Origin of the sequence: uncultured Oceanisphaera sp. (genome assembly GCF_947495715.1) — a bacterium.
Taxonomy (GTDB): Bacteria; Pseudomonadota; Gammaproteobacteria; order Enterobacterales; family Aeromonadaceae; genus Oceanimonas; species Oceanimonas sediminis.
In genome coordinates this window covers 224,070-245,435 of sequence record NZ_CANLZU010000001.1, presented here as the reverse complement: position 1 = coordinate 245,435, position 21,366 = coordinate 224,070, and the positions used below count along the sequence as shown (strand labels likewise).

Annotated in this window: 25 protein-coding genes; 12 read left to right on the top strand and 13 right to left on the bottom strand. The window is 59.0% G+C overall.

Translation table 11 applies throughout. The annotated features are described in order from the left end of the window. Window positions 1-97 precede the first annotated feature (97 nt). The 4 genes from Q0753_RS01125 to Q0753_RS01110 are packed head-to-tail and all read right to left on the bottom strand — an operon-like array spanning window position 98 to window position 4,007. Complete coding sequence (locus Q0753_RS01125; RefSeq protein ID WP_298715971.1) at window positions 98-946, bottom strand: 23S rRNA (adenine(2030)-N(6))-methyltransferase RlmJ; 849 nt, start codon at window positions 944-946, stop codon at window positions 98-100. A 14-nt stretch (window positions 947-960) separates the two neighbouring features. Then, a complete protein-coding gene (locus Q0753_RS01120) occupies window positions 961-1,392 on the bottom strand; it encodes a TIGR02444 family protein (RefSeq protein WP_298715969.1) in 432 nt (143 codons plus the stop codon). Further along, window positions 1,389-3,287, bottom strand: coding sequence for an ABC transporter ATP-binding protein (locus tag Q0753_RS01115; protein ID WP_298715965.1), 1,899 nt, complete (start codon window positions 3,285-3,287; stop codon window positions 1,389-1,391). Before Q0753_RS01115 ends, Q0753_RS01120 begins: the two co-directional genes overlap by 4 nt. Before the next feature lie 30 nt (window positions 3,288-3,317). After that, a complete protein-coding gene (locus Q0753_RS01110; protein ID WP_298715963.1) occupies window positions 3,318-4,007 on the bottom strand; it encodes a hypothetical protein in 690 nt (229 codons plus the stop codon). 62 nt (window positions 4,008-4,069) lie between these two features. Between Q0753_RS01110 and Q0753_RS01105 the strand changes: the two genes are divergently transcribed. Together Q0753_RS01105 and Q0753_RS01100 are read left to right on the top strand one after the other, a co-directional pair. Next, the gene (locus Q0753_RS01105) at window positions 4,070-4,270 is read left to right on the top strand and encodes a YheV family putative zinc ribbon protein (protein ID WP_298715961.1); all 201 of its coding nucleotides are present in this window, start codon (window positions 4,070-4,072) and stop codon (window positions 4,268-4,270) included. A gap of 108 nt (window positions 4,271-4,378) precedes the next feature. After that, window positions 4,379-4,900 carry a peptidylprolyl isomerase gene (locus tag Q0753_RS01100; RefSeq protein WP_298715959.1) on the top strand — a complete coding sequence of 174 codons (522 nt, stop codon included), beginning with the start codon at window positions 4,379-4,381 and terminating at the stop codon, window positions 4,898-4,900. A gap of 586 nt (window positions 4,901-5,486) precedes the next feature. Here the strand turns inward: Q0753_RS01100 and Q0753_RS01095 are convergent. After that, window positions 5,487-5,702: a SlyX family protein gene (locus tag Q0753_RS01095; RefSeq protein ID WP_298715957.1), complete on the bottom strand. Its 216-nt coding sequence runs from the start codon at window positions 5,700-5,702 to the stop codon at window positions 5,487-5,489. Next, window positions 5,695-6,660, bottom strand: coding sequence for a hypothetical protein (locus Q0753_RS01090; protein WP_298715955.1), 966 nt, complete (start codon window positions 6,658-6,660; stop codon window positions 5,695-5,697). The genes Q0753_RS01095 and Q0753_RS01090 overlap by 8 nt, the downstream gene beginning before the upstream one ends. Window positions 6,661-6,809: 149 nt before the next feature. Here Q0753_RS01090 and fkpA point away from each other — a divergent pair, with 149 nt between their 5' ends. Continuing rightward, complete coding sequence (gene fkpA, locus Q0753_RS01085) at window positions 6,810-7,595, top strand: FKBP-type peptidyl-prolyl cis-trans isomerase (RefSeq protein WP_298715953.1); 786 nt, start codon at window positions 6,810-6,812, stop codon at window positions 7,593-7,595. Window positions 7,596-7,623: 28 nt separating this feature from the next. Here fkpA and Q0753_RS01080 read toward each other — a convergent pair whose 3' ends face one another. Together Q0753_RS01080 and Q0753_RS01075 are read right to left on the bottom strand one after the other, a co-directional pair. After that, window positions 7,624-7,992 carry a GIY-YIG nuclease family protein gene (locus Q0753_RS01080; RefSeq protein ID WP_298715951.1) on the bottom strand — a complete coding sequence of 123 codons (369 nt, stop codon included), beginning with the start codon at window positions 7,990-7,992 and terminating at the stop codon, window positions 7,624-7,626. 22 nt (window positions 7,993-8,014) lie between these two features. Continuing rightward, window positions 8,015-8,464, bottom strand: coding sequence for a protein-disulfide reductase DsbD domain-containing protein (locus tag Q0753_RS01075; RefSeq protein WP_298715949.1), 450 nt, complete (start codon window positions 8,462-8,464; stop codon window positions 8,015-8,017). Between the two features lie 168 nt (window positions 8,465-8,632). Between Q0753_RS01075 and Q0753_RS01070 the strand changes: the two genes are divergently transcribed. Then, on the top strand, window positions 8,633-9,133 hold the full coding sequence (locus Q0753_RS01070; RefSeq protein ID WP_298715948.1) for an FxsA family protein: 501 nt from the start codon (window positions 8,633-8,635) through the stop codon (window positions 9,131-9,133). Window positions 9,134-9,764: 631 nt separating this feature from the next. On the opposite strand, the gene Q0753_RS01065 is transcribed toward Q0753_RS01070, so the two are convergent. Next, window positions 9,765-11,063, bottom strand: coding sequence for an MATE family efflux transporter (locus Q0753_RS01065; RefSeq protein ID WP_298716071.1), 1,299 nt, complete (start codon window positions 11,061-11,063; stop codon window positions 9,765-9,767). Window positions 11,064-11,316: 253 nt separating this feature from the next. On the opposite strand from Q0753_RS01065, the gene Q0753_RS01060 reads away from it, so the two are divergent. From Q0753_RS01060 to Q0753_RS01040, 5 genes are all read left to right on the top strand, one after another. Further along, window positions 11,317-11,607 (top strand): co-chaperone GroES, encoded by a 291-nt coding sequence (locus tag Q0753_RS01060; protein WP_298715946.1) that lies wholly within the window; start codon window positions 11,317-11,319, stop codon window positions 11,605-11,607. Window positions 11,608-11,649: 42 nt separating this feature from the next. Next, window positions 11,650-13,296, top strand: a complete 1,647-nt coding sequence (gene groL, locus Q0753_RS01055) for a chaperonin GroEL (protein WP_298715944.1) — start codon at window positions 11,650-11,652, stop codon at window positions 13,294-13,296. A gap of 231 nt (window positions 13,297-13,527) precedes the next feature. After that, window positions 13,528-13,896: a molybdopterin-binding protein gene (locus tag Q0753_RS01050; RefSeq protein ID WP_298715942.1), complete on the top strand. Its 369-nt coding sequence runs from the start codon at window positions 13,528-13,530 to the stop codon at window positions 13,894-13,896. Continuing rightward, window positions 13,893-14,027 (top strand): hypothetical protein, encoded by a 135-nt coding sequence (locus Q0753_RS01045; RefSeq protein ID WP_298715940.1) that lies wholly within the window; start codon window positions 13,893-13,895, stop codon window positions 14,025-14,027. The genes Q0753_RS01050 and Q0753_RS01045 overlap by 4 nt, the downstream gene beginning before the upstream one ends. Further along, complete coding sequence (locus Q0753_RS01040; RefSeq protein ID WP_298715938.1) at window positions 14,024-15,958, top strand: EAL domain-containing protein; 1,935 nt, start codon at window positions 14,024-14,026, stop codon at window positions 15,956-15,958. The genes Q0753_RS01045 and Q0753_RS01040 overlap by 4 nt, the downstream gene beginning before the upstream one ends. Window positions 15,959-15,983: 25 nt before the next feature. On the opposite strand, the gene Q0753_RS01035 is transcribed toward Q0753_RS01040, so the two are convergent. After that, window positions 15,984-16,292 (bottom strand): hypothetical protein, encoded by a 309-nt coding sequence (locus Q0753_RS01035; protein ID WP_298715936.1) that lies wholly within the window; start codon window positions 16,290-16,292, stop codon window positions 15,984-15,986. 15 nt (window positions 16,293-16,307) lie between these two features. After that, window positions 16,308-17,333, bottom strand: coding sequence for an EF-P beta-lysylation protein EpmB (epmB, locus tag Q0753_RS01030; RefSeq protein WP_298715934.1), 1,026 nt, complete (start codon window positions 17,331-17,333; stop codon window positions 16,308-16,310). A 42-nt stretch (window positions 17,334-17,375) separates the two neighbouring features. On the opposite strand from epmB, the gene efp reads away from it, so the two are divergent. After that, the gene (efp, locus tag Q0753_RS01025; protein WP_071471633.1) at window positions 17,376-17,942 is read left to right on the top strand and encodes an elongation factor P; all 567 of its coding nucleotides are present in this window, start codon (window positions 17,376-17,378) and stop codon (window positions 17,940-17,942) included. 130 nt (window positions 17,943-18,072) lie between these two features. On the opposite strand, the gene Q0753_RS01020 is transcribed toward efp, so the two are convergent. Beyond that, window positions 18,073-19,116, bottom strand: a complete 1,044-nt coding sequence (locus Q0753_RS01020; protein ID WP_298715930.1) for a GMP reductase — start codon at window positions 19,114-19,116, stop codon at window positions 18,073-18,075. A gap of 247 nt (window positions 19,117-19,363) precedes the next feature. Between Q0753_RS01020 and Q0753_RS01015 the strand changes: the two genes are divergently transcribed. Together Q0753_RS01015 and epmA are read left to right on the top strand one after the other, a co-directional pair. Then, window positions 19,364-19,762 (top strand): VOC family protein, encoded by a 399-nt coding sequence (locus Q0753_RS01015; protein ID WP_298715928.1) that lies wholly within the window; start codon window positions 19,364-19,366, stop codon window positions 19,760-19,762. Window positions 19,763-19,815: 53 nt separating this feature from the next. After that, window positions 19,816-20,802, top strand: a complete 987-nt coding sequence (gene epmA, locus Q0753_RS01010) for an elongation factor P--(R)-beta-lysine ligase (RefSeq protein WP_298715926.1) — start codon at window positions 19,816-19,818, stop codon at window positions 20,800-20,802. A 72-nt stretch (window positions 20,803-20,874) separates the two neighbouring features. On the opposite strand, the gene Q0753_RS01005 is transcribed toward epmA, so the two are convergent. After that, window positions 20,875-21,327, bottom strand: coding sequence for a hypothetical protein (locus Q0753_RS01005; protein WP_298715924.1), 453 nt, complete (start codon window positions 21,325-21,327; stop codon window positions 20,875-20,877). Window positions 21,328-21,366 lie beyond the last annotated feature (39 nt).

Below are 21,366 nucleotides of genomic sequence, written 5' to 3'. Positions count from 1 at the left end.
ATGGCGCGGCTGAGCCTACACGGATGTATTTACGGCGAGTCGGCGGAGCGGGCCCTTTGCTCTCCTTTCTGAAGCTTGTTTCAGCCGGGAGAGTTTCTTAGCTATCGCTTTTCTTCAGCCACTGCAGATGCCACGCGGCTGCCTTGTCCTGGGCCAGGGTGTCTTTCAGTCGCGGCAGCAGCTCGGCCAGTTGCTCATCCAGCTTCCAGGGCGGGTTCAGCACTATCATGCCGGAGCCGTACATGCCGAAGTCGTCGGCCTGGGCGCTGACACAGAGCTCGGCGCACAATACCTGCTCGAAGCCACAGTTGGCCAACGCCTCCTTGAGGGCGCCACTGCGGTCCACGTTTTTGGCCAGCAGCGGATACCAGATGGCATAGATGCCGATGGGCCAGCGCTTGTAGGCCTTGGCCAGGGTGGTGGCCACGGTCTGGTAATCATCCTTCAGCTCGTAAGGGGGGTCAATCAGCACCAGGCCACGCTTGGGCGTGGGCGGCAGCAGTGCCGGCAGCCCTTCGAAGCCATTGCGGTGATGAATGGCCGCCTTGGGGCCCATGTTCTGACGCAACAGGTCTACCTCGTTATGATGCAGCTCCATCAGCGTCAGGCTGTCTTGCGGGCGTTGAAAATGCTCGGCCACCTTGGGCGAGCCGGGATAGAAGTCGAGCGCATCACTCGAGTTCATGGCCTCGATGGCGGCGAAGTAACCGGCCAGCTGCGGCCACTTGCGGCGTTGTTGCCACAGGGGCGCTATTCCACCCAGGTATTCCGCCTTTTTCTGGGTCCACTCGTGATCCAGGGCATAACCACCGGCGCCCGAGTGGGTGTCGATGTAGCTGTAACCCTTGTCCTTGACGCACAGCGCATCGAGGATCAGGGCCTGAACCGCGTGTTTGAGTACATCGGCGTGATTGCCGGCATGAAAGGCATGACGATAGCTAAGCATGAAAGGTGTCCGTATTAACCGGCGAGTTTAAGCTGCCACAGCGGCGCATCGGCCACCTGCAACAGGGTAAGGTAGGTCAGCAGGCAGCCGCTGCCGGGCTGGGGCGGATGCTGTTCCAGCACTCGCAACAGCTCCTGTTGCTGCCAGCGTTCCAGCTCCAGCTCGTGTTGCAGCAGCTGCACATACTCTTCGTTGTCGAGCCGGGATTTGAGCCGGCGGCGCAGCCCGCGCCACTGGCTGAATAGTCCCTGGCGCTGCTGCAACAACGGCAGAAAATGGGTGGGATCGACCCCTAACCCGCGTTCTTCCAGCATCAACAGCAACAGCAGCAGATTGACGTTGGCGCCGTGTTCGTCCTGCAGTTGCAGGCAGGCCTGAGCCACGCCGGGGCGAGCGTAATGCTGTTCGCTGAACTGCCAGAGCTGGTCGGCGTCGGGCAGGCTCATGCCTGCTCCAGCTCTTCCAGCTGCTCCTGCAGTTCCAGCCACTCGGCTTCCACCTCGGCCAGTTTTTGCTGCAACGGGATTTGCGCCTTCAGCAGTTGCTGCAAATTGGCTTTTTGCTCGGCGGCGTAAATGTCCGGGTCGGCCAGGCTCTGCTCGATATCGGACAGTTGTTGTTGGCACTGCTCCATCTGCTGCTCGAGCTTGCTGATGGCCTTGCGCAGCGGCTGGGTCTGCTGGCGCAGCTCGGCCTGACGGCGTTTTTCCGCCTTGCGATTCTGGGCCGAATTGTCGCCGGCGGTGCTGACCGATTCGGGCTGGGCGGCCTTGTCCTGCGCCACCAGCCACTGATGGTAATCTTCGATATCGCCGTCGAAGGGCTGGACCCGGCCGCCGTCCACCAGATAGAACTCGTCGGTGGTGGCGCGCAGCAGGTGGCGATCGTGCGACACGATAACCATGGCGCCTTCGAACACCTGCAACGCCAGGGTGAGCGCTTCGCGCATGTCCAGATCCAGGTGGTTGGTGGGTTCATCCAGCAACAACAGGTTGGGGCGCTGGTAGACGATCAGCGCCAGTACCAGCCGGGCCTTTTCGCCGCCGGAGAAGGGACCGACCGGATCCTTGACCTGATCGCCTCGGAAGTCGAAACCGCCCAGATAATCGCGCAGGCTCTGCTCGGTGGCCTTGGGGTCGAGTCGGGCCAGGTGAGTCAGCGGCGACTCTTCCAGATGCAGGCTTTCCAGCTGGTGCTGGGCAAAATAACCGAGGGAGATGCCGTTGCTGGCTTCCAGCTTGCCCGACATCGGCGTCAGCTCGCCGGACAGCAGCTTGATAAAAGTCGACTTGCCGGCGCCGTTACGGCCGAGCAGGCCGATGCGCGAGCCGGGCACCAGGTTGAGCTTGATGTCGGACAATATGGCCTTGCCGTCGTAGCCGGCAGACAGCTTCTCCATGGCGATCAAGGGAATCGGCAGGCTGGCCGGGGCGCGAAAACTGAAGCTGAACGGCGAGTCTACGTGCGCCGGCAGGATACGCTCCATTTTTTCCATGGCCTTGAGCCGGCTCTGGGCCTGTTTGGCCTTGCTCGCCTTGTAGCGAAAACGATCCACGTAGTCCTGCATGTGGCTGAGCGCACGCTGTTGTTTCTCGAACATGGACTGTTGCAAAGCCAGCTGTTCGGCCCGCATGCGCTCGAAGTCGGAATAATTGCCGGTGTATTCGTTGAGCTGGTTGTTTTCGATGTGAATGATCCGGTTGACCACGGCGTCGAGAAAGTCCCGATCGTGGGAAATCAGGATCAGGGTGCCTTCATAGCTGTTCAGCCAGCGTTCCAGCCAGATCACCGCGTCCAGATCCAGGTGGTTGGTGGGCTCATCGAGCAGCAGCAGATCGGAACGACAAATCAGTGCCTGGGCCAGGTTGAGACGCATGCGCCAACCGCCGGAAAAGGCGCTGACCGGGCGGCCCTGGGCCTCGTTGGAAAAGCCCAGACCGTGCAGTAGTTCGGCGGCGCGGGCATGTACATGGTAGCCGCCGTGCATGTCGAGCCGACCGTGCAGCTCGGCGATGGCGATGCCGTCGTGACGGTCTTCTGCCTGCACCAGCTCTTTGCACAGACGACGATATTCCCGGTCGCCGTCAATAACGTAATCCAGCGCCGAGCAGCTCAGTGCCGGGGTTTCCTGGGCCACGCTGGCCAGTTGCCAGTCTGCGGGCAGATTGAACTGGCCGCTGTCGATGCCGAGCTCGCCTTTGAACAGGGCGAACAGGGTGGATTTGCCACAGCCGTTTTTCCCCACCAGACCCACCTTCTGGCCGCCGTGAATGGTGGCGTTGGCATCTTTTAACAGGGGGCGGCCGCCCCGAAGTAGTTCAATCTGGTTGAGGGTGATCATAGGATCCTGACTTGTGACAAAAACGGCATTTTACCCGGTTTTACCGCTCCGATGACAGGGGGGTGCCAGCCAGTGACGACAATCCTGTTCAAATTGCGGCACCGAGGTAAAGCCATAACCCTGCACCAATTGCTCGAGGTTCGGGCTTTTGGCCAGATCGCGCAGCACCAGCAAGAGCGCGCACTGGCGGCGAAAGCTGTCTGCATCGCAGCCAAAATGGCGGCGAAACTCGGCCTGTTGCGTTGATGCCAGGGTAAAGCCGGTGGGATTGTGGGTGACCAACTGCTGCAACGGCGGTTGCGATGCCACGGGAAGTATCGTCTGCAGTTGCAGCTCGTCGTGCAATATTCGACACAGGCGGCCATGGGCGCCTTGCCAGTCTTGCTCGCCCGGCCAGTCGGCCAGGCGGCCGGCAATGGCGTTCAGCAGGGGCGAGGGGGTCAGCCTGCCGGCTTGGGTAGGCTGTTCCAGCCGGGGCGACAGCTCGACCCGGCTGAGTCGGCTGTGGGCAAAGCCATGCCAGGCAAACAGGGTATCGGCGGGCAGAAAGGCGGCTTCGCCGCTGGTCAGCGGATAATAGTGGCGGCCCAGCTGCAGCAGCCCGGCACCCTGGTGCATCAGCAGCAGCACACCCTTGATGTGACGCTGGCGTTTGCCGGGTATCAGGTGAGGTAGATCAAGAAGCTGATGATGAATGCTGTAATGGGCGGTTGAGGTCATTGTAGTAGGTTCGTTTTTGGCGGAGAATTCGGGGTCAGGCTTGTCGTTCAGGATGTAAAACCATGGAAACCCGTCGTAAAAAGCGCTTTATTGCCGGGGCCGTTTGCCCCCGCTGTAAGGCCATGGACACCATGATGCTGTATATGGAGCACGGTGTCGAGAAAGTCGAATGTGTCGGCTGCGGCCACACCCAGAGCCAGACCGACGACCAGGTCAGGCAAGCCGGTGGTGGCGATGTGATCGGCGTATTCAAGCCGGAATAAACGACGACGCACGGCGGTCACAACGAGGGGCACTTGTGTGGCCGTTGCATTTCATCCCGACTTGCCATCCTGTATGCTATGGCAAAATTCACCTGCAGGGTTATTCCCATGAAAGTATCCGAAAACAGCGTGGTTACGCTGGACTTTACCGTCACCAACATCAACGGTGACATCCTCGACTCCACCGAAGGCAAGCAGCCGCTGGAATACCTGCACGGTACCGGCTACCTGGTGGCCGGTCTGGAAGCGGTGCTGAACGACAAGGTCGTTGGCGAAGACTTCGACGTGACCCTGAGCCCCGAGCAGGCGTACGGCGAGCGCGACGATGGCCTGGTACAGTCGGTACCCGGCGAGCTGTTCGACGGCATGGAAGTGGCCGAAGGCGACACCTTCGTGGCCGAGACCGATGACGGCCACCGCCCGGTGACCATCGTCGAAGTGGCGGAAGAATACGTCAAGGTGGACGGTAACCATCCGCTGGCCGGCATGACCCTGACCTTCAAGGGCGTGGTACGCGAAGTGCGTGAAGCGACCGAAGAAGAGCTGGCGCACGGTCACGTACATGGCGAGCATGGTCATGATGACCACGAGCACGACCATGAAGGCGGTTGCTGCGGTCACAAGCACTAAGCGTCGGCTTGGCAGTAAAAAAGGCGCCTCGGCGCCTTTTTTGTTGTCTGAATTCTCCCGCCTCACACTTCATCATTCATCTCTCATACCAATCTAAATAAAAATATGATCTGTTTTAGAGCTGGAAACGAGAGGAAACAGAGTCATCTCCCGCGATACGCCACTGGGCTAGCCATCTTTGCTGGGTAACGACTGCGAATATTCACTGGATATTTGGTCCATTACCCAACAAAGATATACGGCAGCAAGCTGCCCCATGGGGGCTCGGAAATGCTGTCTGACCGCCAGGGACGGCGGGAATGCCGGAACGGCAGGAGCATTTTACGGCCTTGGCATTTCACGGTCGCGGGAGCCGCTCTCTGTTACCTCCCCCTGGCTCCGAGTTGTCTGCAGGTCGCTCCACAGGCGACTCCGCAGCATTGGGGCGGATGAAGGGGTTTACTTCAGCGACCATCACATGACAGGACGTCATGTGCTGAGCGTCGCAGGGATGCGGTTTAGCGTGTCGGGGGAGTGAACCCTTCGTTCGACCTTTACCGAGCGGCCAAGTAGATCAGTTAGTTTTCCGGATTGGTATCACATTTTCTTAATAATGCGGCGGTGGGGTTTCTTCTTCCTGGCTGGCGACTTCTCCGGGCTGCAGTTCTTTCAGCTTTTTCACCATCAGGCTGAGCTGGGCCTTGAGGCGGGCGGTTTCGGTGCCCTGAGCGGTAATCTCCCGATTCAGTTGCTCTATGGTGTCGTCCTGAAAGGCCAGCCGGGTTTCCAGCTGCTCCAGGCGGTGCAGTATGTCTTCATTCATGATTCTGTTCTCTCTGAACTATGTCCCAGGTTTCACCCAGGCCGGCGGAGCTGACGCTGTAAACATGTTGTTGATCGATAAAGGCCACATCATAAACCATGGCACTGGCAGGGCGCAGTTTGGTGTGCAGGCCGACTTCCCACTGTTGCAGGTGTTGGCCATCGTCCAGTTGCCACAGCTCCAGTCGACGGGCGGTGCTGCCGGTCAACAGTCGATTGTTGCTCGAGTCCAGCCGGGCGCTGATAAAGGTCTGGCCGCGATAGGGCACCTGCAAACGAGAATAGAGTTCGCCCGACGGCAAGCGGTGCAGCTCACCCTGGCCCTGGGCATCGGCGCTGAAGGCCAGGCGGCCTTCGGCGTCCAGCCGCACCAGGCTGACGCTGTTTTCATGTTGCCAGCGACCGAGAATGGCGGCGTCGCCGGTTTGCCATAACATGACTCGGCCGTTATGGCTGGCGCTGAGGGCGTAACGGCCGTTGGCGGACAAGTCCACCGAGTTGATGCGGCTGTTTTCGCCCTCGAGCCGGTGGCCCATGAACAGGAGCCGGCGGCCGCTCTGCAGATCGACATATTCGACCTCGCCGTTGTGATAGCCGAGCAGCAGGCTGCGGCCATCATTGGCCAATGCCAGGGCGCGCAGGGAATGATTCAGTTGATAGAAGCCGAGATTGCGGCCGTTCTGCAGCGACCAGACGGCCACCGTATCCAGGCTGGCGGTGGCCGCACTGTGACTGTCGGGAGAAATGGCCAGCAGCAGAATATCGTCGGTGGTCTCACCCTGGTACCAGCGGTAAAGCGGTTGCTCCTGGCCGCGTTGCCACACCTGTACCGGGCTGGGGCCGGAAGCGACCAGGGTAAAGCGCCCATCGGCACTGGTTTGTGCCGCCAGTACGGTGCCCTTGGCATAACGGCTCTGGCTCACCGCCTTATCGCTCGTATCGCAGCCGGAGAGCAGCATAAATGTGACACACATTGTCATCAACAACAGGCTGGCGGGCATTTTTATGAGCTTGGGCTTTCGCATCGGCAACTTGAAACGGTAGTATAGGTTCGGATTGATAAGCATCTCATTTTCCATGGGGTTTTTCCCCTGTTCTGGAGTGAATAATGAAAAAACTGTTACAAGTCAGTTTGCTGGCCTCTGCGGTATTGGTGGGTCTGAGTGGTTGTAAAGAAGAGCAGGCGTCTGCCCCGGCGGCAGTAGAAACGGCTCCGGAGCTGACCAGCTTTGAAGCCAAGTCTGCCTATGCCATCGGCCTGTCCATGGGACGCTACATCGGCTCCACCCTGGAAAAACAGCAGGAGCTGGGTGTCGAGCTGGACAACGAGACCATACTCCGGGGCGTAAAAGACGGCTTTACCGACAAGGGGCAGATGAGCGATGAAGAAATTCAGACCGCGCTGACCGCTTATGACGAGCATATCAACGGCTTGATCGAAACCCAGGCTCAGGAGCAGGCGGCGACCACCCTGGCAGAGGGCAAGACCTTCCTGGAAGAAAATGCCAAGCGTGACGGCGTCAAGGTGACCGAGTCCGGCCTGCAGTACGAAGTGCTGACCGAAGGCGAAGGCGCCAAGCCGGCGGCCGAAGACGTGGTGACCGTGCACTACACCGGTACTCTGGTGGATGGCACCACCTTCGACAGTTCGGTCGAGCGTGGCGAGCCGGCCAGCTTCCCGCTGAATCAGGTGATTCCGGGCTGGACCGAAGGCGTACAGCTGATGTCCGTTGGCTCCAAGTACAAGCTGTTTATCCCGGCCGAGCTGGGTTACGGCGAGTCGGGTGCCGGCAGCATTCCCGGTAATGCGGTGCTGGTATTTGAAGTCGAGTTGCTGGATATCAAGGCGGCCGAACAGCCGGAAGCCGTAGCCGAAGCTCCGACAGCGGAGTAAGGCGGTAGAGCAAGCAAGTCACGGCGCCTCAGGGCGCCGTTTTTATGTTGGCCTGTAGCGCCAGCCAGCCGTGCTCGTCCTGCAACAATCTCTCTTTCGCCACCTTGCTCAGTTTCTTCAGGCGGTATTCCAGTTGCAGCGCCACCGACTGGCTGGCCACGGCACGTTGCCACACCAGCTCCGCCGGGCGGCGGGACCAGACATAACGGGAAGCGCGGGAAACCTGCTGGTTGTGTTCTTTGCAGCGGCGTACCGGATCCAGGCTGATACCCGCATACAGGCTGCCATCACGGCAGCGCAGCAGATAAAGGTGCCAGGGCGACGCCGGATTATCGGCGGCGTGGTCACTCACATTGTGCTTATCGTTCATCTTGTGACTGTCGAAGGTCATGCTCATCGGTTAATCCAGCGGCGCCTCATTAACGTAATGGCGCCAGCGGAATACTGACCTGCTGGGGGGGATAACAAAGCCCGGTGGTGCAGCCCTGATAACGGATTTCGGCTTCGCCGTTTGGCATCACCTGCTGCAGCGGTACGGTCAGCGCAAGACTCTGGTAATACACCCGAGTCTTGCCGAAATATTCGTCTTCGTGGGCGGTGCCGTCGGGCAGCGCCCAGTCACCGAAGCGGGCATTTATCGGTGAGACCGACAGCCGATGGCGATAAAGGTAATAGCCGGGGGCCATGGCGAACTCCAGCTGCAACCCCGCGGGCGTTTGTTTGCTGGTGAGTACAAAGGCCTGCTCGACCGGCAGAAACGCCGAACTGGTTACCGGCTTCGGGCGCAGGCCCAGCCAGTCCAGCACCCCGGCCTGACTCGGGAGCGCGATCAAGGCGGTGGTCAGCAATAACAGCGGCATACGCAACATGAATCACCTTGTGAGTTGAATGGCGGCAGAGATCAACGGGTGACGGCTACTATAGCCTTGCTCCGGACTAAAATCATCGCGCTGCATGATTTGAAAATAACGCGCTTCGCCCCCATGTTGATGGTTTCTCCCCAATACATCGCCAATGCAGGCGAAGATGAGGTTTTAGTGGGTAAGATTTTTTGGATGTTTGTCGCCGCCACCCTGCTGGAAATTTTTGTATTCATCGAGGTGGGCTCGGCCATCGGCGCCTGGAGCACTATCGCGCTGATCATGCTGACTGCCGTGGTCGGCATCAGCCTGGTGCGTATTCAGGGCCTGCAGACCCTGATGGAAGCCCAGCGCAAGGTGAACCAGGGCGAAACCCCGGCGCGGGAGATGCTGGCCGGTATCATGCTGGCCCTGAGTGGTGTCCTGCTGCTGTTGCCGGGCTTCGTGTCGGATCTGGGGGGCGTGCTGCTGCTGCTGCCGCCGGTACGTGCCGCGTTGATCGAGCGCTTCATGAGCAGGGCGCATGTGCGCGGCAACCAGGGCCGCACCTTTACCGCCGAATATCATGAATACAGCGAAACCCGCACGACTCGGGAGCGGCTGGGCCGACATCCGGAACGAGGCGATGAAGGCACCACCTTCGAGGGGGACTTTCAGCGCAAGGACGATGATAAATAACCCGGTGACAAGGTGCCTGAAGACAGCGTTAAGCCTGGTTTTCAGCCACAAAGCCGCCAGGTAATACCAGTTCCATTAACTATCTAGTCATATTGAGGCCTCAGGCCAGAGGCAACACAGCCGCCTCCCTCGACACGCCACTGGGCTAGCCATCTTTGCTGGGTAACCGGCTGCGAATATTCACTGGATATTCGGTCCATTACCCAACAAAGATATACGGCAGCAAGCTGCCCCATGGGGGCTCGGAAATGCCGTTCCTGGCATTTCACGGTCGTGGGAGCCGTTCTCTGTTGCCTCTTCTGGAACACCGAGTTGTCTGCAGGGGCTCCCACAGGCGACGCCACAGCAGAGGGGCGGATGAAGGGTTCTGCTCCAGCGACCATCACATGACAGGACGTCATGTGATGAGCGCCACATGGAGGTGCTTGCAGCGTGTCGGTGGAGTAGACCCTTCGTTCGACCTTTACAGGGAAGCTAAACAGATCAGTTATTTAGGCAGATTGGTATAAGCCGTCAGCGGTAAGTCATCAGCTAAAGAAAGATACCGGGGCAAGCCCGGTAAGACGGCTCAGGGACAGCGTTAGTGCCTGTTTTAGTTTGGCTCACTTCTGACAGCAGATGGCTTACCGCTTTAGTTTGCCGGGTGATTGATTTTCCAGGGGAAACGCCGCCAGGCGAAACCACCGGCGATAATGCCCGCCAGCATGTTGGCCACCAGAATGCCGGTAAAGACACCGACTTCCCCGTGCCATCGGTTGCCCAGCCAGGCCAGCGGCAACAGCAGACCGAACAGCCGGATGGCGTTGAACAGCAGTGATATACTCGATACCCGCAGCCCGTTCAGCGCCGATGCCAACAGCATGAAGCAGCCCTGCAAACCATACCCCAAGGGCACCAGCCGCAGATAAAACGTCAGGTGCCGGCTTACCTCGGCGCTGTCGGTAAACTGGCGCGCCAGCCAGGGGGCCAGCCACCACAACAAGCCGAACACCAGCAGCTGAAAGCCGAGTGCAAAGCGCATCGACAGCAGCAAGGCCTGCCGGCTGCGCTCATGCAGACCGGCACCGGTATTCTGGGAAATAAAGGGCGCCAGCACCGAGCTGAGCGCCATCATGGCAATCAGCATCAGCGCCTCGATGCGTGAGGCGGCACCATAAGCGGCGACCACCTCCTTGCCCAGCCCGGCCAGTATCATCATCAGCACGGCGGTGGTGAGCGGATTGAGCAGGTTGGTAAAGGAGGCGGGAATGGCCACCTGCAACAGCTGGCGCCAGTGCGGTACTACCCTGTCCAGCCGCAGCCAGGGCCAGAGCAGCAATTGCTCCCGGCGCCACAACAGCCAGAGCCCGACGATAGTGGCCATCAGCCAGGAGCTGGCCGAGGCGATGGCGGCGCCCCTGATGCCCAGCTCGGGAAAGGGGCCAATGCCGAAGATAAGCAGCGGATCGAGCAGGCCGTTGACCAGGCCGGCCACCAGCATCACCAGACTGGGGGTGCGGGTATCGCCGGTGGCGCGAATGGCCGCATTGCCCACCATCGGCAGCACCAGCAGCGGCATGGTCAGATACCAGATCAGCATATAGTCGTGGATCGGCACCAGTAGTGCATCGGTGGCGCCAAGCAGCCGGAACAGCGGGTCTATGGTGCCGGCCCCCAAACCGGCCAGCAGGCACACCAGCAGCAGCGCCAGCAGCAGGCTGTGACTGGTGAACTGGGCGGCCTCTTGCCGGTTGCCGGCGCCCAGCGCCTGGCCCAGGCAGGCGGACAAGCCCGCACCCAGCCCCATGGCCAGCGAGATCACCACAAAGGTGACCGGAAAGGTAAAGCTGATGGCCGCCAGGGCATCGGTGCCGAGCAGGCCGATGAAAAAGATATCGACCAGATTAAAGGCCTGAATGGCGACAATGCCGAGCGCCATGGGCCCGGCCATTCTGGCCAGTTGCGGGCCTATGGGGGAGGTCAGCAGCGAGTTGTGTTGTAGCACGAAAAATCTCTTGAAATGAATGAGCCTGCTTGGCAGAGGCGATGCCCATGATACCGTCGCCGGTCGCGCTTTTAAAAAAATTTATACCCTGAACCCTTGAAGGGGGGGAATGCGCTCCCATATAGAGAGACAGCATAACAGTTTGCGGCCGCCGGCCGTTTATATCACTAGGTAACAACACTCATCAGGAGAGTTATCGATGAACATTCGTCCATTGCACGATCGCGTTATTATCAAGCGTATTGAAGCCGAGTCAAAATCTGCCGGAGGCATTGTTTTGACCGGGTCTGCCGCCGAAAAGTCCACCCGTGGTGAGGTGCTGGCGGTAGGTAATGGCCGCACGCTGGACAGCGGCGAAGTGAAAGCCATGTCCGTCAAGGTGGGTGACAAGGTCATTTTCAACGAAGGCTATGGCGTGAAAACCGAGAAGCTGGACGGCCAGGAAGTACTGATCCTGTCCGAAAACGACATTCTGGCTATCGTCGAATAATCATCCGGTTTATCTACTTTCAAGTTTCAAGGAATATGAACAATGGCTGCTAAAGAAGTTAAATTTGGTAATGACGCTCGCGTAAAAATGCTCAAGGGTGTCAACATCCTGGCCGACGCCGTTCGCGTTACCCTGGGCCCGAAAGGCCGTAACGTGGTACTGGACAAGTCTTTCGGTGCTCCCGTTATCACCAAGGACGGCGTGTCCGTTGCCAAGGAAATCGAGCTGGAAGACAAGTTCGAAAACATGGGCGCCCAGATGGTGAAGGAAGTCGCTTCCAAGGCCAACGACGAAGCGGGTGACGGCACCACTACCGCCACCGTACTGGCTCAGTCCATCGTTAACGAAGGCCTGAAAGCGGTTGCCGCCGGCATGAACCCGATGGACCTGAAGCGCGGCATCGACAAGGCCGTGATCCAGGCCGTTGCCGAGCTGAAGAATCTGTCTGTTCCCTGTAAAGACACCAAGGCCATTGCTCAGGTAGGTACCATCTCTGCCAACTCCGACGAAACCGTGGGCGAGCTGATTGCCGAAGCCATGGAAAAAGTGGGCACCGACGGTGTGATCACCGTAGAAGAAGGTCAGGGCCTGCAGGACGAGCTGGACGTGGTAGAAGGCATGCAGTTCGACCGTGGCTACCTGTCTCCCTACTTCATCAACAAGCAGGAAACCGGTACCGTCGAGCTGGAAGACCCCTTCATCCTGCTGGTTGACAAGAAAGTCTCCAACATCCGCGAACTGCTGCCGGTACTGGAAGGCGTCGCCAAGCAATCCAAGCCGCTGCTGCTGGTTGCCGAAGACATCGAAGGCGAAGCGCTGGCCACTCTGGTGGTGAACAACATGCGCGGCATCGTAAAAGTAGCCGGCGTCAAGGCCCCGGGCTTTGGCGACCGTCGCAAGGCCATGCTGCAGGATATCGCTATTCTGACCGGTGGTACCGTGATCTCCGAAGAAGTGGGTCTGGAGCTGGAAAAAGCGACCCTGGAAGATCTGGGCCGTGCCAAGCGCGTGGTGATCACCAAAGACAACACCACCATCATCGATGGCGTGGGTGAAGTGGCGTCCATCGAAGCGCGCGTGGCGCAGATTCGCCAGCAGATCGAAGACTCTTCTTCCGATTACGACAAAGAGAAGCTGCAAGAGCGCGTGGCCAAGCTGGCCGGCGGTGTTGCCGTGATCAAGGTCGGTGCCGCTACCGAAATGGAAATGAAAGAGAAGAAGGCCCGCGTCGACGATGCCCTGCACGCCACCCGTGCCGCGGTAGAGGAAGGCGTGGTACCGGGCGGCGGTGTGGCCCTGGTTCGCGTTGCCAGCACGCTGGCCGAGCTGCGTGGCGACAACGAAGACCAGAACGTGGGTATCAAGGTTGCCCTGCGCGCCATGGAATCTCCGCTGCGTCAGATCGTGACCAACGCCGGCGAAGAAGCCTCGGTTGTGGTATCCAAAATCAAGGACGGTGAAGGTAACTTCGGTTACAACGCCGGTAACGACACCTACGGCGACATGCTGGCCATGGGTATTCTGGATCCGACCAAGGTGACCCGTTCTGCGCTGCAGTTCGCCGCCTCCGTGGCCGGCCTGATGATCACCACCGAAGCCATGGTGACCGAACTGCCCAAGCAAGACGCGCCGGCAATGCCGGACATGGGCGGCATGGGTGGTATGGGCGGCATGGGCGGTATGATGTGATTTGAATCACATCTATGCTTCCTGGTCGCTGAACCGACCATGATCCAAAAACCGGGCCTCTGTGCCCGGTTTTTTAATTTTATATGCTTAAAATATCGCAATTCACAGTGTTATTAATCAATTACACTTCGGTCAGACTGAATGATTTAGGTATGATGGTCTTCGCTTGAGGCATGATGTCATTCTTATCAAAGATGATGTCCGGCCTGTCGGTGTTAAGGAGAAGCGGTAATGAAGCTGATGGGCAGAATACTGATGTTGCTGCTGTGGTCATGGCAGGCCCAGGCGTCGGAGCCGGTGGTGCTGACCCTGCTCGGAGATATTCGGCTCGATGAGCGGCAATATGAGCGACTGGATTTTACCCTGAGCGAGCTGCAGGTTATGCCTCAGGCCGAGATCACCACGACCCATCCCTGGGTGAGCAGGCCTCATCACTACCGGGGGGTGGATCTGAACCGGCTGGTGGCTCGACTGTTCGGTCATCGCCGCGTGGTTACTCTGCACCTGGAGGCCCTGAACGGCTTCAGCGTGGCCGTCGACTGGCCACAAGTCAGCCCCTTGAATCCCTTCTCGCCTGGCAGGACGATGGCAAGAAGATGAGCCGCCGTAACAAGGGTCCGCTATGGTTGATGCTGCCCTTCGATCGGGTGCCCAAGGTGCAGCAGGCCGATCTTCTGCACTTCATGGCCTGGCAGCTCAGCAGCATCAGCGTGCATTCGGAGCCTGAATGAGACCGTTTTTTTCTTCATTTCTGCGTGCGGATAACCAATATGGCCACCTTCATTCCTTCAAGCTGATTATTGGTGGCCTGCTGTTACTGGGCATGCTCATTCTTGGCAGTGGCGCCACCCATACCCTGATGGATATTCGCCAGCACAACACGGTGCTGGAGCAACGTACCTACGAGGTTCCCTGGTCGCTGATGCAACTGCAGCTGGAGATGGACCGCTTTCTGGATGCGGTGCGGCTGCTGCGGGCGAATGCCATCGCTAAAGACGAACTGGCGCTGCGTTACGATATTCTCTGGAGTCGAATCCCGATACTGCTGAGCAGCCAGTTCAAGGATACTCTCGGCGATCGACCCGACCTGTGGCTCTTGATTCGCCAGATCGATACTCGGGTGCGGGGGCTGGAACGGGCGGTGGCAGAGCTGCAACCCGGCTCGCCGGATTATCGCTTCATTCTGACCGAGCTGACGCCCTATCTGGAGCCGCTGTCTCGTACCGTGACCGCGACCATGCATGGCAATGTGCGATTTTATGCGGAGTATGACCAGGCTTATCGCAAACTGGGCAAGCAGCTTCATATCCAGATAGTGAGCTTGTTTATTACTCTGGCCCTGCTGTTGCTGTTGTTGTTTCGGGAGCTGCGGCATTACTGGATTCAGCGACTGCGGGATCCGCTGACCGGGTTGCCCAATCGTTTTGCCCTGCAACGACGCATGGCACCGATGATCGAACAGAAAACGCCTTTCAGTGTGACCGTACTGGAATTGAAAGATCTGACCGAGCATCATCATCGCTTCGGATTCGAGGTGGCGGATCGTCTGTTGCAGGTTTTCTGTCAGCGCCTGCAACAGAGCCTGCAATCCCATGAGTTTATTGCACAGCCCCGGCAGGAAGGGCTGGTGATACTGGGGCGGGGCGTGGTCTCGCTGGAAGAAGTTCGAGCGCAGCTGTCCCGTTTTCGTCAGGCACTGACCGATAAGGTGTCCATCGATGCCCATGACTTTTACCTGACGCCGCTCATGGGGGTGGTGCTGTATCCGGCGGATGCGGACAACCTGGTGGACTTGCGGGCCCGAGGGGAGCTGGCGCTGGAGTTGTGTCGGCGAGAGCGGCTGCCCTATGTGTTTTTCGACCCCTCGCTGCTGAAGGAAATGTCGCGTCGCCAGCAGCTGGCCATCGATCTGCCGGCGGCACTGAACAGTAACGCCCTGAGCCTGCAGCTACAGCCGCTGATAGAAAAGCCCGGCGGCGATTGTCGTGGGCTGCAGGCGCTGTTGAGCTGGCATCATCCGGGATTCGGGATTATTCCAACGACAGAGCTGATGCGGGTCACCGAGCAATATCACTTGTCGGAGCGGCTGTTCATGTGGTTTTTGCAGCAGATCTGCCGACAGTTGCCGCTGTGGAAAGTACAGGGCACGCCGTCCGTGTTTGTCAGCCTGACGGTGCCGCCGGCGCTGTTTCGAACCGGGCTGGATCAAACGATTATGCCGGTGTTGCAACAATACGGGCTGCCGGCCGAGGCACTGGTGCTGGATATCAATGAAAATGTGGCGATGCAGGATACGCGTGAGGCACTGGAGGTGATGCAAGGGCTCAGGGCGGCGGGCATTCGCATCGCGCTGACGGAATTCGGTAGTGGTCGTTCGGCCTGGGGAACCCTGTCGCAACTCCCGCTCAGCTGGCTGAAGCTGGATGCCACCTTCTGCAGCGGCATTGAACGCGAGGGCGAGCCTCGCCGGCAGCTGGAGACCTTGTTTGCCCTGGCGGGTGTACTGCAGCAACCGCTGATTTGCTGCGGTGTTGATCATGCGGCGGAGCTTGAGGTGCTTGAAAACATGGGCCAGCCGTTGCTGGTGCAGGGAGATGCGGTGGCCGAGATCTTGCCGGCCGAAGACGTGGGCGGCTGGCTCAAGCGCCGCCAGCCTGGATAGCCGGCGGCGCGATACCGGCAAGGGCTCAAGACAGTCGGGAGAAATGACTGAGGGTTTCGGCCAGCAGCTGGATCTTGTGCACCATGCGTGACAACAGATCCTGATATTCCTCATCGGTGGCCGTTGCCAGCAGTTCCAGCTCTTCCGCCAGCTCGGCCACATAGGGCATGAAATGATCCGCATGGGTGATGAACTGGCTGTCTTCCCGCAGTACGGCACTGAACTTGGCCTGGCCACGAGTGCGCAGCTCGGCCAGTTTTTTGTCTGCATCAATCGCCTGGTGATACAGCTCTTTCAGGGTGTCGTTCAGTTTTGCGGTCACGGAGTCGTGCATATCGGTTCCTTATTGTTAATTTAGGGTCGGTTCAAGACCCAGATCGATGGGCGTCTTGCTGTGTTCACCGCCGATTTCGCGCACCAGCTTGGGTACCAGAAAGCCGGGCAGCCGGGCCAGCATGTCGGCCAGCAAGGCGGTTGCCTGCCGGTCGTTTACCGCGAAGTGTGCGGCGCCTTCAACCTGGTCCAGCTGATGCAGATAATAGGGCATCACCCCGGCCTCAAACAGTCGTTCCGACAATTGGCACAGAGCCTCGGCATCATCATTCACCCCGGCCAGCAGCACACTCTGGTTGAGCAGGGTAATGCCGCCGTGGCGCCAGGGAGCAAGCCGGGTGATCAGCTCGTCGTCGATTTCATTGGCATGGTTGATGTGCAGCACCATCACCGCCTGCAGCCGGCTTTGCGCGAGTCGCTGTTGCAGTGCCTCGGTCAACCGGGCCGGAATCACCACCGGCAGCCGAGTATGAATACGCAGCCGCTTCAGGTGAGGAATGGCTTCCAGGCCGGTGATCAGGGTGTCGAGGTGATCGTCTCTGGCCATCAGCGGGTCACCGCCCGAGAGGATCACTTCATTGATCTCGGGATGGGCGGCAATGTAGTCCAGCGCCTCGCGCCAGCCGTCGCGGCCCGGGCTGTTGTCTGCGTAGGGAAAGTGGCGGCGAAAGCAGTAGCGGCAGTTCACCGCGCAACCCCCACGCACTACCAGCAGCACTCGAGACTCATATTTGTGCAGCAGACCGGGCAGGGCGCTGTCGTGCTCGTCGAGCGGATCGGTCACAAAGCCGGGCACCTGCTCGAATTCTTCACCGAGGGGAAGTACCTGACGCAGCAGGGGATCCTGGGCGTCACCCGGCCGCATCTTGTCGGCAAAGGGGCGGGGCACCCGCATCGGAAACAGCTGCCGAGCCCGAAAGCCGGCCTGCCACGGGGCCGCGTCGATCTGCAGGTAATGCAACAGCTGCTCGGGAGAGGTAAAGGCCTGGCCAAGTTCTTTTTGCCAGTTAATATGTAAATCGCCCCCATTTACGGGTATCATTGCCGGCATTTTCTGCAACTCTGTCAAACTCACGAGGGTAAAATGGCCTCTTATAGTACCAATGATTTCCGTGCCGGCCTAAAGATTATGCTGGATGGCGAGCCCTGTGCCATTGTCGAAAACGAATTCGTCAAGCCCGGTAAAGGTCAGGCGTTCAGCCGGGTGAAGATCCGTCGTCTGCTCAATGGCAAGATGCTGGAAAAAACCTTCAAATCCGGTGACACCGTAGAAGCCGCCGACGTGGTGGATATGGAACTGGCCTATCTGTACAACGATGGCGAGTTCTATCACTTCATGAACAACGAGACCTTCGAACAGCTGGCCGCCGACGAGAAAGCCGTTTCTGATGCCAAGCTGTGGCTGAAGGAACAGGACGTGTGCACCCTGACCCTGTGGAACGGCGCCGCAATTTCCGTGACGCCGCCCAACTTCGTTGAGCTGGAAGTAGTGGAAACCGATCCGGGCCTGAAAGGCGACACCGCCGGCACCGGCGGCAAGCCCGCTACCCTGACCACCGGCGCCGTAGTACGAGTGCCGCTGTTCATTCAGATTGGTGAAGTGCTGAAGGTGGATACCCGCTCCGGTGAATACGTTTCCCGCGTGAAGTAAGCCTGACGCTTTGCTCAATAAAAAAACGGCGCCTTTGGGCGCCGTTTTTTATTGAGCAAAGCGGTGAGGAGTGAAGCGTAAAGAGTGAGGGGAAAACATGTTTAACCCCTCACCCCTCACCCCTCACATCTTATTCCTTGCCGTAGACGTTGTTTTCCTGTTCCCGCACCTGAATAAAGGTGGTGCGCTTGGTCAGCTCTTTCAGGTGCTGGGCTCCCACATAGGTACAGGTTGAACGAACGCCGCCCAGAATGTCCTGAATGGTGTCTTCTACCGGACCGCGAAACGCCAGCTCGACCGTTTTGCCTTCTGCCGCGCGATACTTGGCCACGCCACCGGCGTGCTTGTCCATGGCGCTGGAAGAGCTCATGCCGTAGAACTTCATGAAGGTCTTGCCATCGCGCTCGACCAGCTCGCCGCCGCATTCTTCGTGGGCCGCCAGCATGCCACCCAGCATCACGAAGTCGGCGCCGCCACCAAAGGCCTTGGCCACGTCGCCGGGGCAGGTACAGCCACCGTCACCGATGATCTGGCCACCCAGACCGTGAGCCGCATCGGCGCATTCGATAATGGCCGACAGCTGCGGGTAGCCGACGCCGGTCTTGACCCGGGTGGTACAAACGGAGCCCGGACCTATGCCGACCTTGACGATATCGGCGCCGCACAGGATCAGCTCTTCCACCATTTCACCGGTGACCACGTTACCGGCAATGATGGTGTGTTTTGGCCACTGCTTGCGAGCCTTGCTGACAAAGGCGGCGAAATGCTCGCTGTAACCGTTGGCTACGTCGATGCAGATAAAGCCAAGCTCATCCGACAACGCCAGTACCTGCTGCAGCTTCTCGAAGTCTTTTTCGGAGGTGCCGCTGGAGACGATAACGTTCTGCAGTACATCGGCGCCTTCTTCCTGAACAAATGCCTGCCACTCGGCCACCGAGTAATGCTTGTGTACCGCGGTCAGGATCCGGTGACGGGCCAGAGCGCGGGCCATGGCAAAGGTGGCCACGGTATCCATATTGGCGGCAATAACCGGCACACCGGACCAGCGACGACCTGAATGTTTAAACACGAATTCGCGGCCCAGCTCTACCTGAGAACGGCTGTTGAGAGTAGAGCGCTTGGGGCGAAACAGCACATCGCTAAAGCCCAGTTTCAAGTCTTGTTCGATACGCATGGTATTACCTCAGTAAGTGACAGGCACAAAAAAACCGGGGGTTTCTTAGGCCCCCGGTTTTCAGCATTGTAGGTGTGCGAAAACTTTTTGCAACTATCCTGACTCATTATTCAAGAAATTAATCGGCCGGCTCAGGCCAGCCCCGGCGGTGAACGGCGAGTCATGGCCGCCGCCCGAGCGCAATGGTGCTGTTATTTTGTACGCTTTTACGCCATGCTGTTAGCATCCTGGCAGGGAGGGTTTCGTTATGTTCAAGATTCTGGGGCTGGATCATCTGGTGCTGAGGGTGAGGCAGCCGGCGCGGATGCTGGATTTTTACTGTCGTATTCTTGGTTGTACTCTGGAACGGGAAAAAAGTGACATCGGCCTCTATCAACTACGGGCCGGAGCACAGCTGATCGATCTGGTCGATATTCGCGGGCCGCTGGGGGGAGATGGCGAAACTCCCGAACGGTGCAAGGCCAATATGGATCACTTTTGTCTTAACATCGATCCTTTCGATGCGGATGAGCTCTGTACCTATCTGTCATTGAACGGGGTGATCTTCGAAGCACCGGTGCTGCGTTACGGGGCCGGAGGTGAAGGTCTCTCCGTTTATCTGTTCGATCCCGAAGGAAACCAGATAGAGCTGAAAGGCGCCCGTTAAGCTGGCAAGCGCCCATATTAAGAGTAAAATCCGCTTATTTGGGCGCTATTTACATGACATCGCACATGACTTCCATTGCCTGGCCACCTACGGCCAGCCTCCCTTTTTTACAACAACGTGCTCGCCTGCTGGCGCGGATCCGCGGCTTTTTTGCCGAGCGTGGCGTGCTGGAAGTCGAGACCCCGACCCTGGCCAGCGCCGGCGTGACCGATGTGCACCTGGACAATTTCGAGACCCGTTTTGTCGGCCCCGGCATGGCCGAGGGGCTGGCGCTCTACCTGCAAACCTCACCGGAATTTCACATGAAGCGGCTGCTGGCGGCGGGCAGTGGTGCCATCTACCAGATCTGCAAGGCCTACCGTAACGAAGAGTCGGGGCGGTTGCATAATCCGGAATTTACCATGCTGGAATGGTATAGACCCGGTTTCGATCATCATCGGTTGATGGATGAAATGGCCGACTTGCTGCAGGTCGTACTGGGCGGCGATGTGCCCACGCGACTCAGCTATCGGCAGGCATTTATCGATACTCTTGGGGTGTGTCCGCTGACCGGCTCGCTGGACCAGTTGCGTGCCGCCGGTCTGGGTCTGGGAGCCGACGATCTGGTGGGCAGAGAAGAGCACAGAGATACCCTGTTGCAGCTGCTGTTTGCACTGGGAGTCGAGCCTCGCATCGGCCAGCGCGAGCCGTGTTTCGTCTACCACTTTCCCGCCAGCCAGGCGGCACTGGCCCGCATCAGCCCGACCGATGACCGGGTGGCCGAGCGGTTCGAGGTCTACTTCAAGGGCATAGAGCTGGCCAACGGCTTTCATGAACTCAGCGATGCCGGCGAGCAACGCCGCCGGTTCGAGCAGGATAACCGGGATCGTTTAGAGCGTGGCCTGCCGTGTCGGCCGGTGGATGACTATCTGCTGGCGGCGCTGGAAGCCGGGCTGCCGGACTGTGCCGGGGTGGCGCTGGGCATCGATCGGCTGATCATGCTGGCGCTCGGTGCCGAACGGCTGGAGCAGGTGATCGCCTTTCCGGTTACCCGCGCCTGATAACCGGGCGCAATCACGGCCTGAACCGTATTCAGCAGGCCGGAGTGTCACTAAGCGTGTTGATGCGGCTGATTACGAGTGTTGGCCCTCATTACCGTAATGCTTTCGCATTACCGCCATATAACGCAGGCTGGCCTCGGTGGACGGGGTTAGCTCTCCCGTGGCTTGAGGTGTGACCAGCAGGTTGCCGTTTGCTTCACGGGTGACCAGCCCCATGTTTTCCAGCCGACCGACTTTTCTGCGTACCGTCTCCCGGGCGATGCCGCTGCATTCTGCCACCGACTGAATATTGATGGGCCGGCTCACGGGCGTGGGCCGGTCGTGTGCCGTGAACTGGGCATAGGTCATGGCGCTGGCCAGGCGTGCCGGCTGAGTACGGGTGCCGATAATGCCAAGAATCAGCATCAGGTCGAGATCGCCGTCAAACTGCTGTCGTAGCTGGATCAGCAACTCGGTCAGCGCCTCCACATGCGCCGGCCATATTCGTTCAAAATGGGTGGTGAGATGATCGTCGTCGATTGCCATGCCGTTTTATATCTTTGTAAAAAAAGAAAAAATGATTAC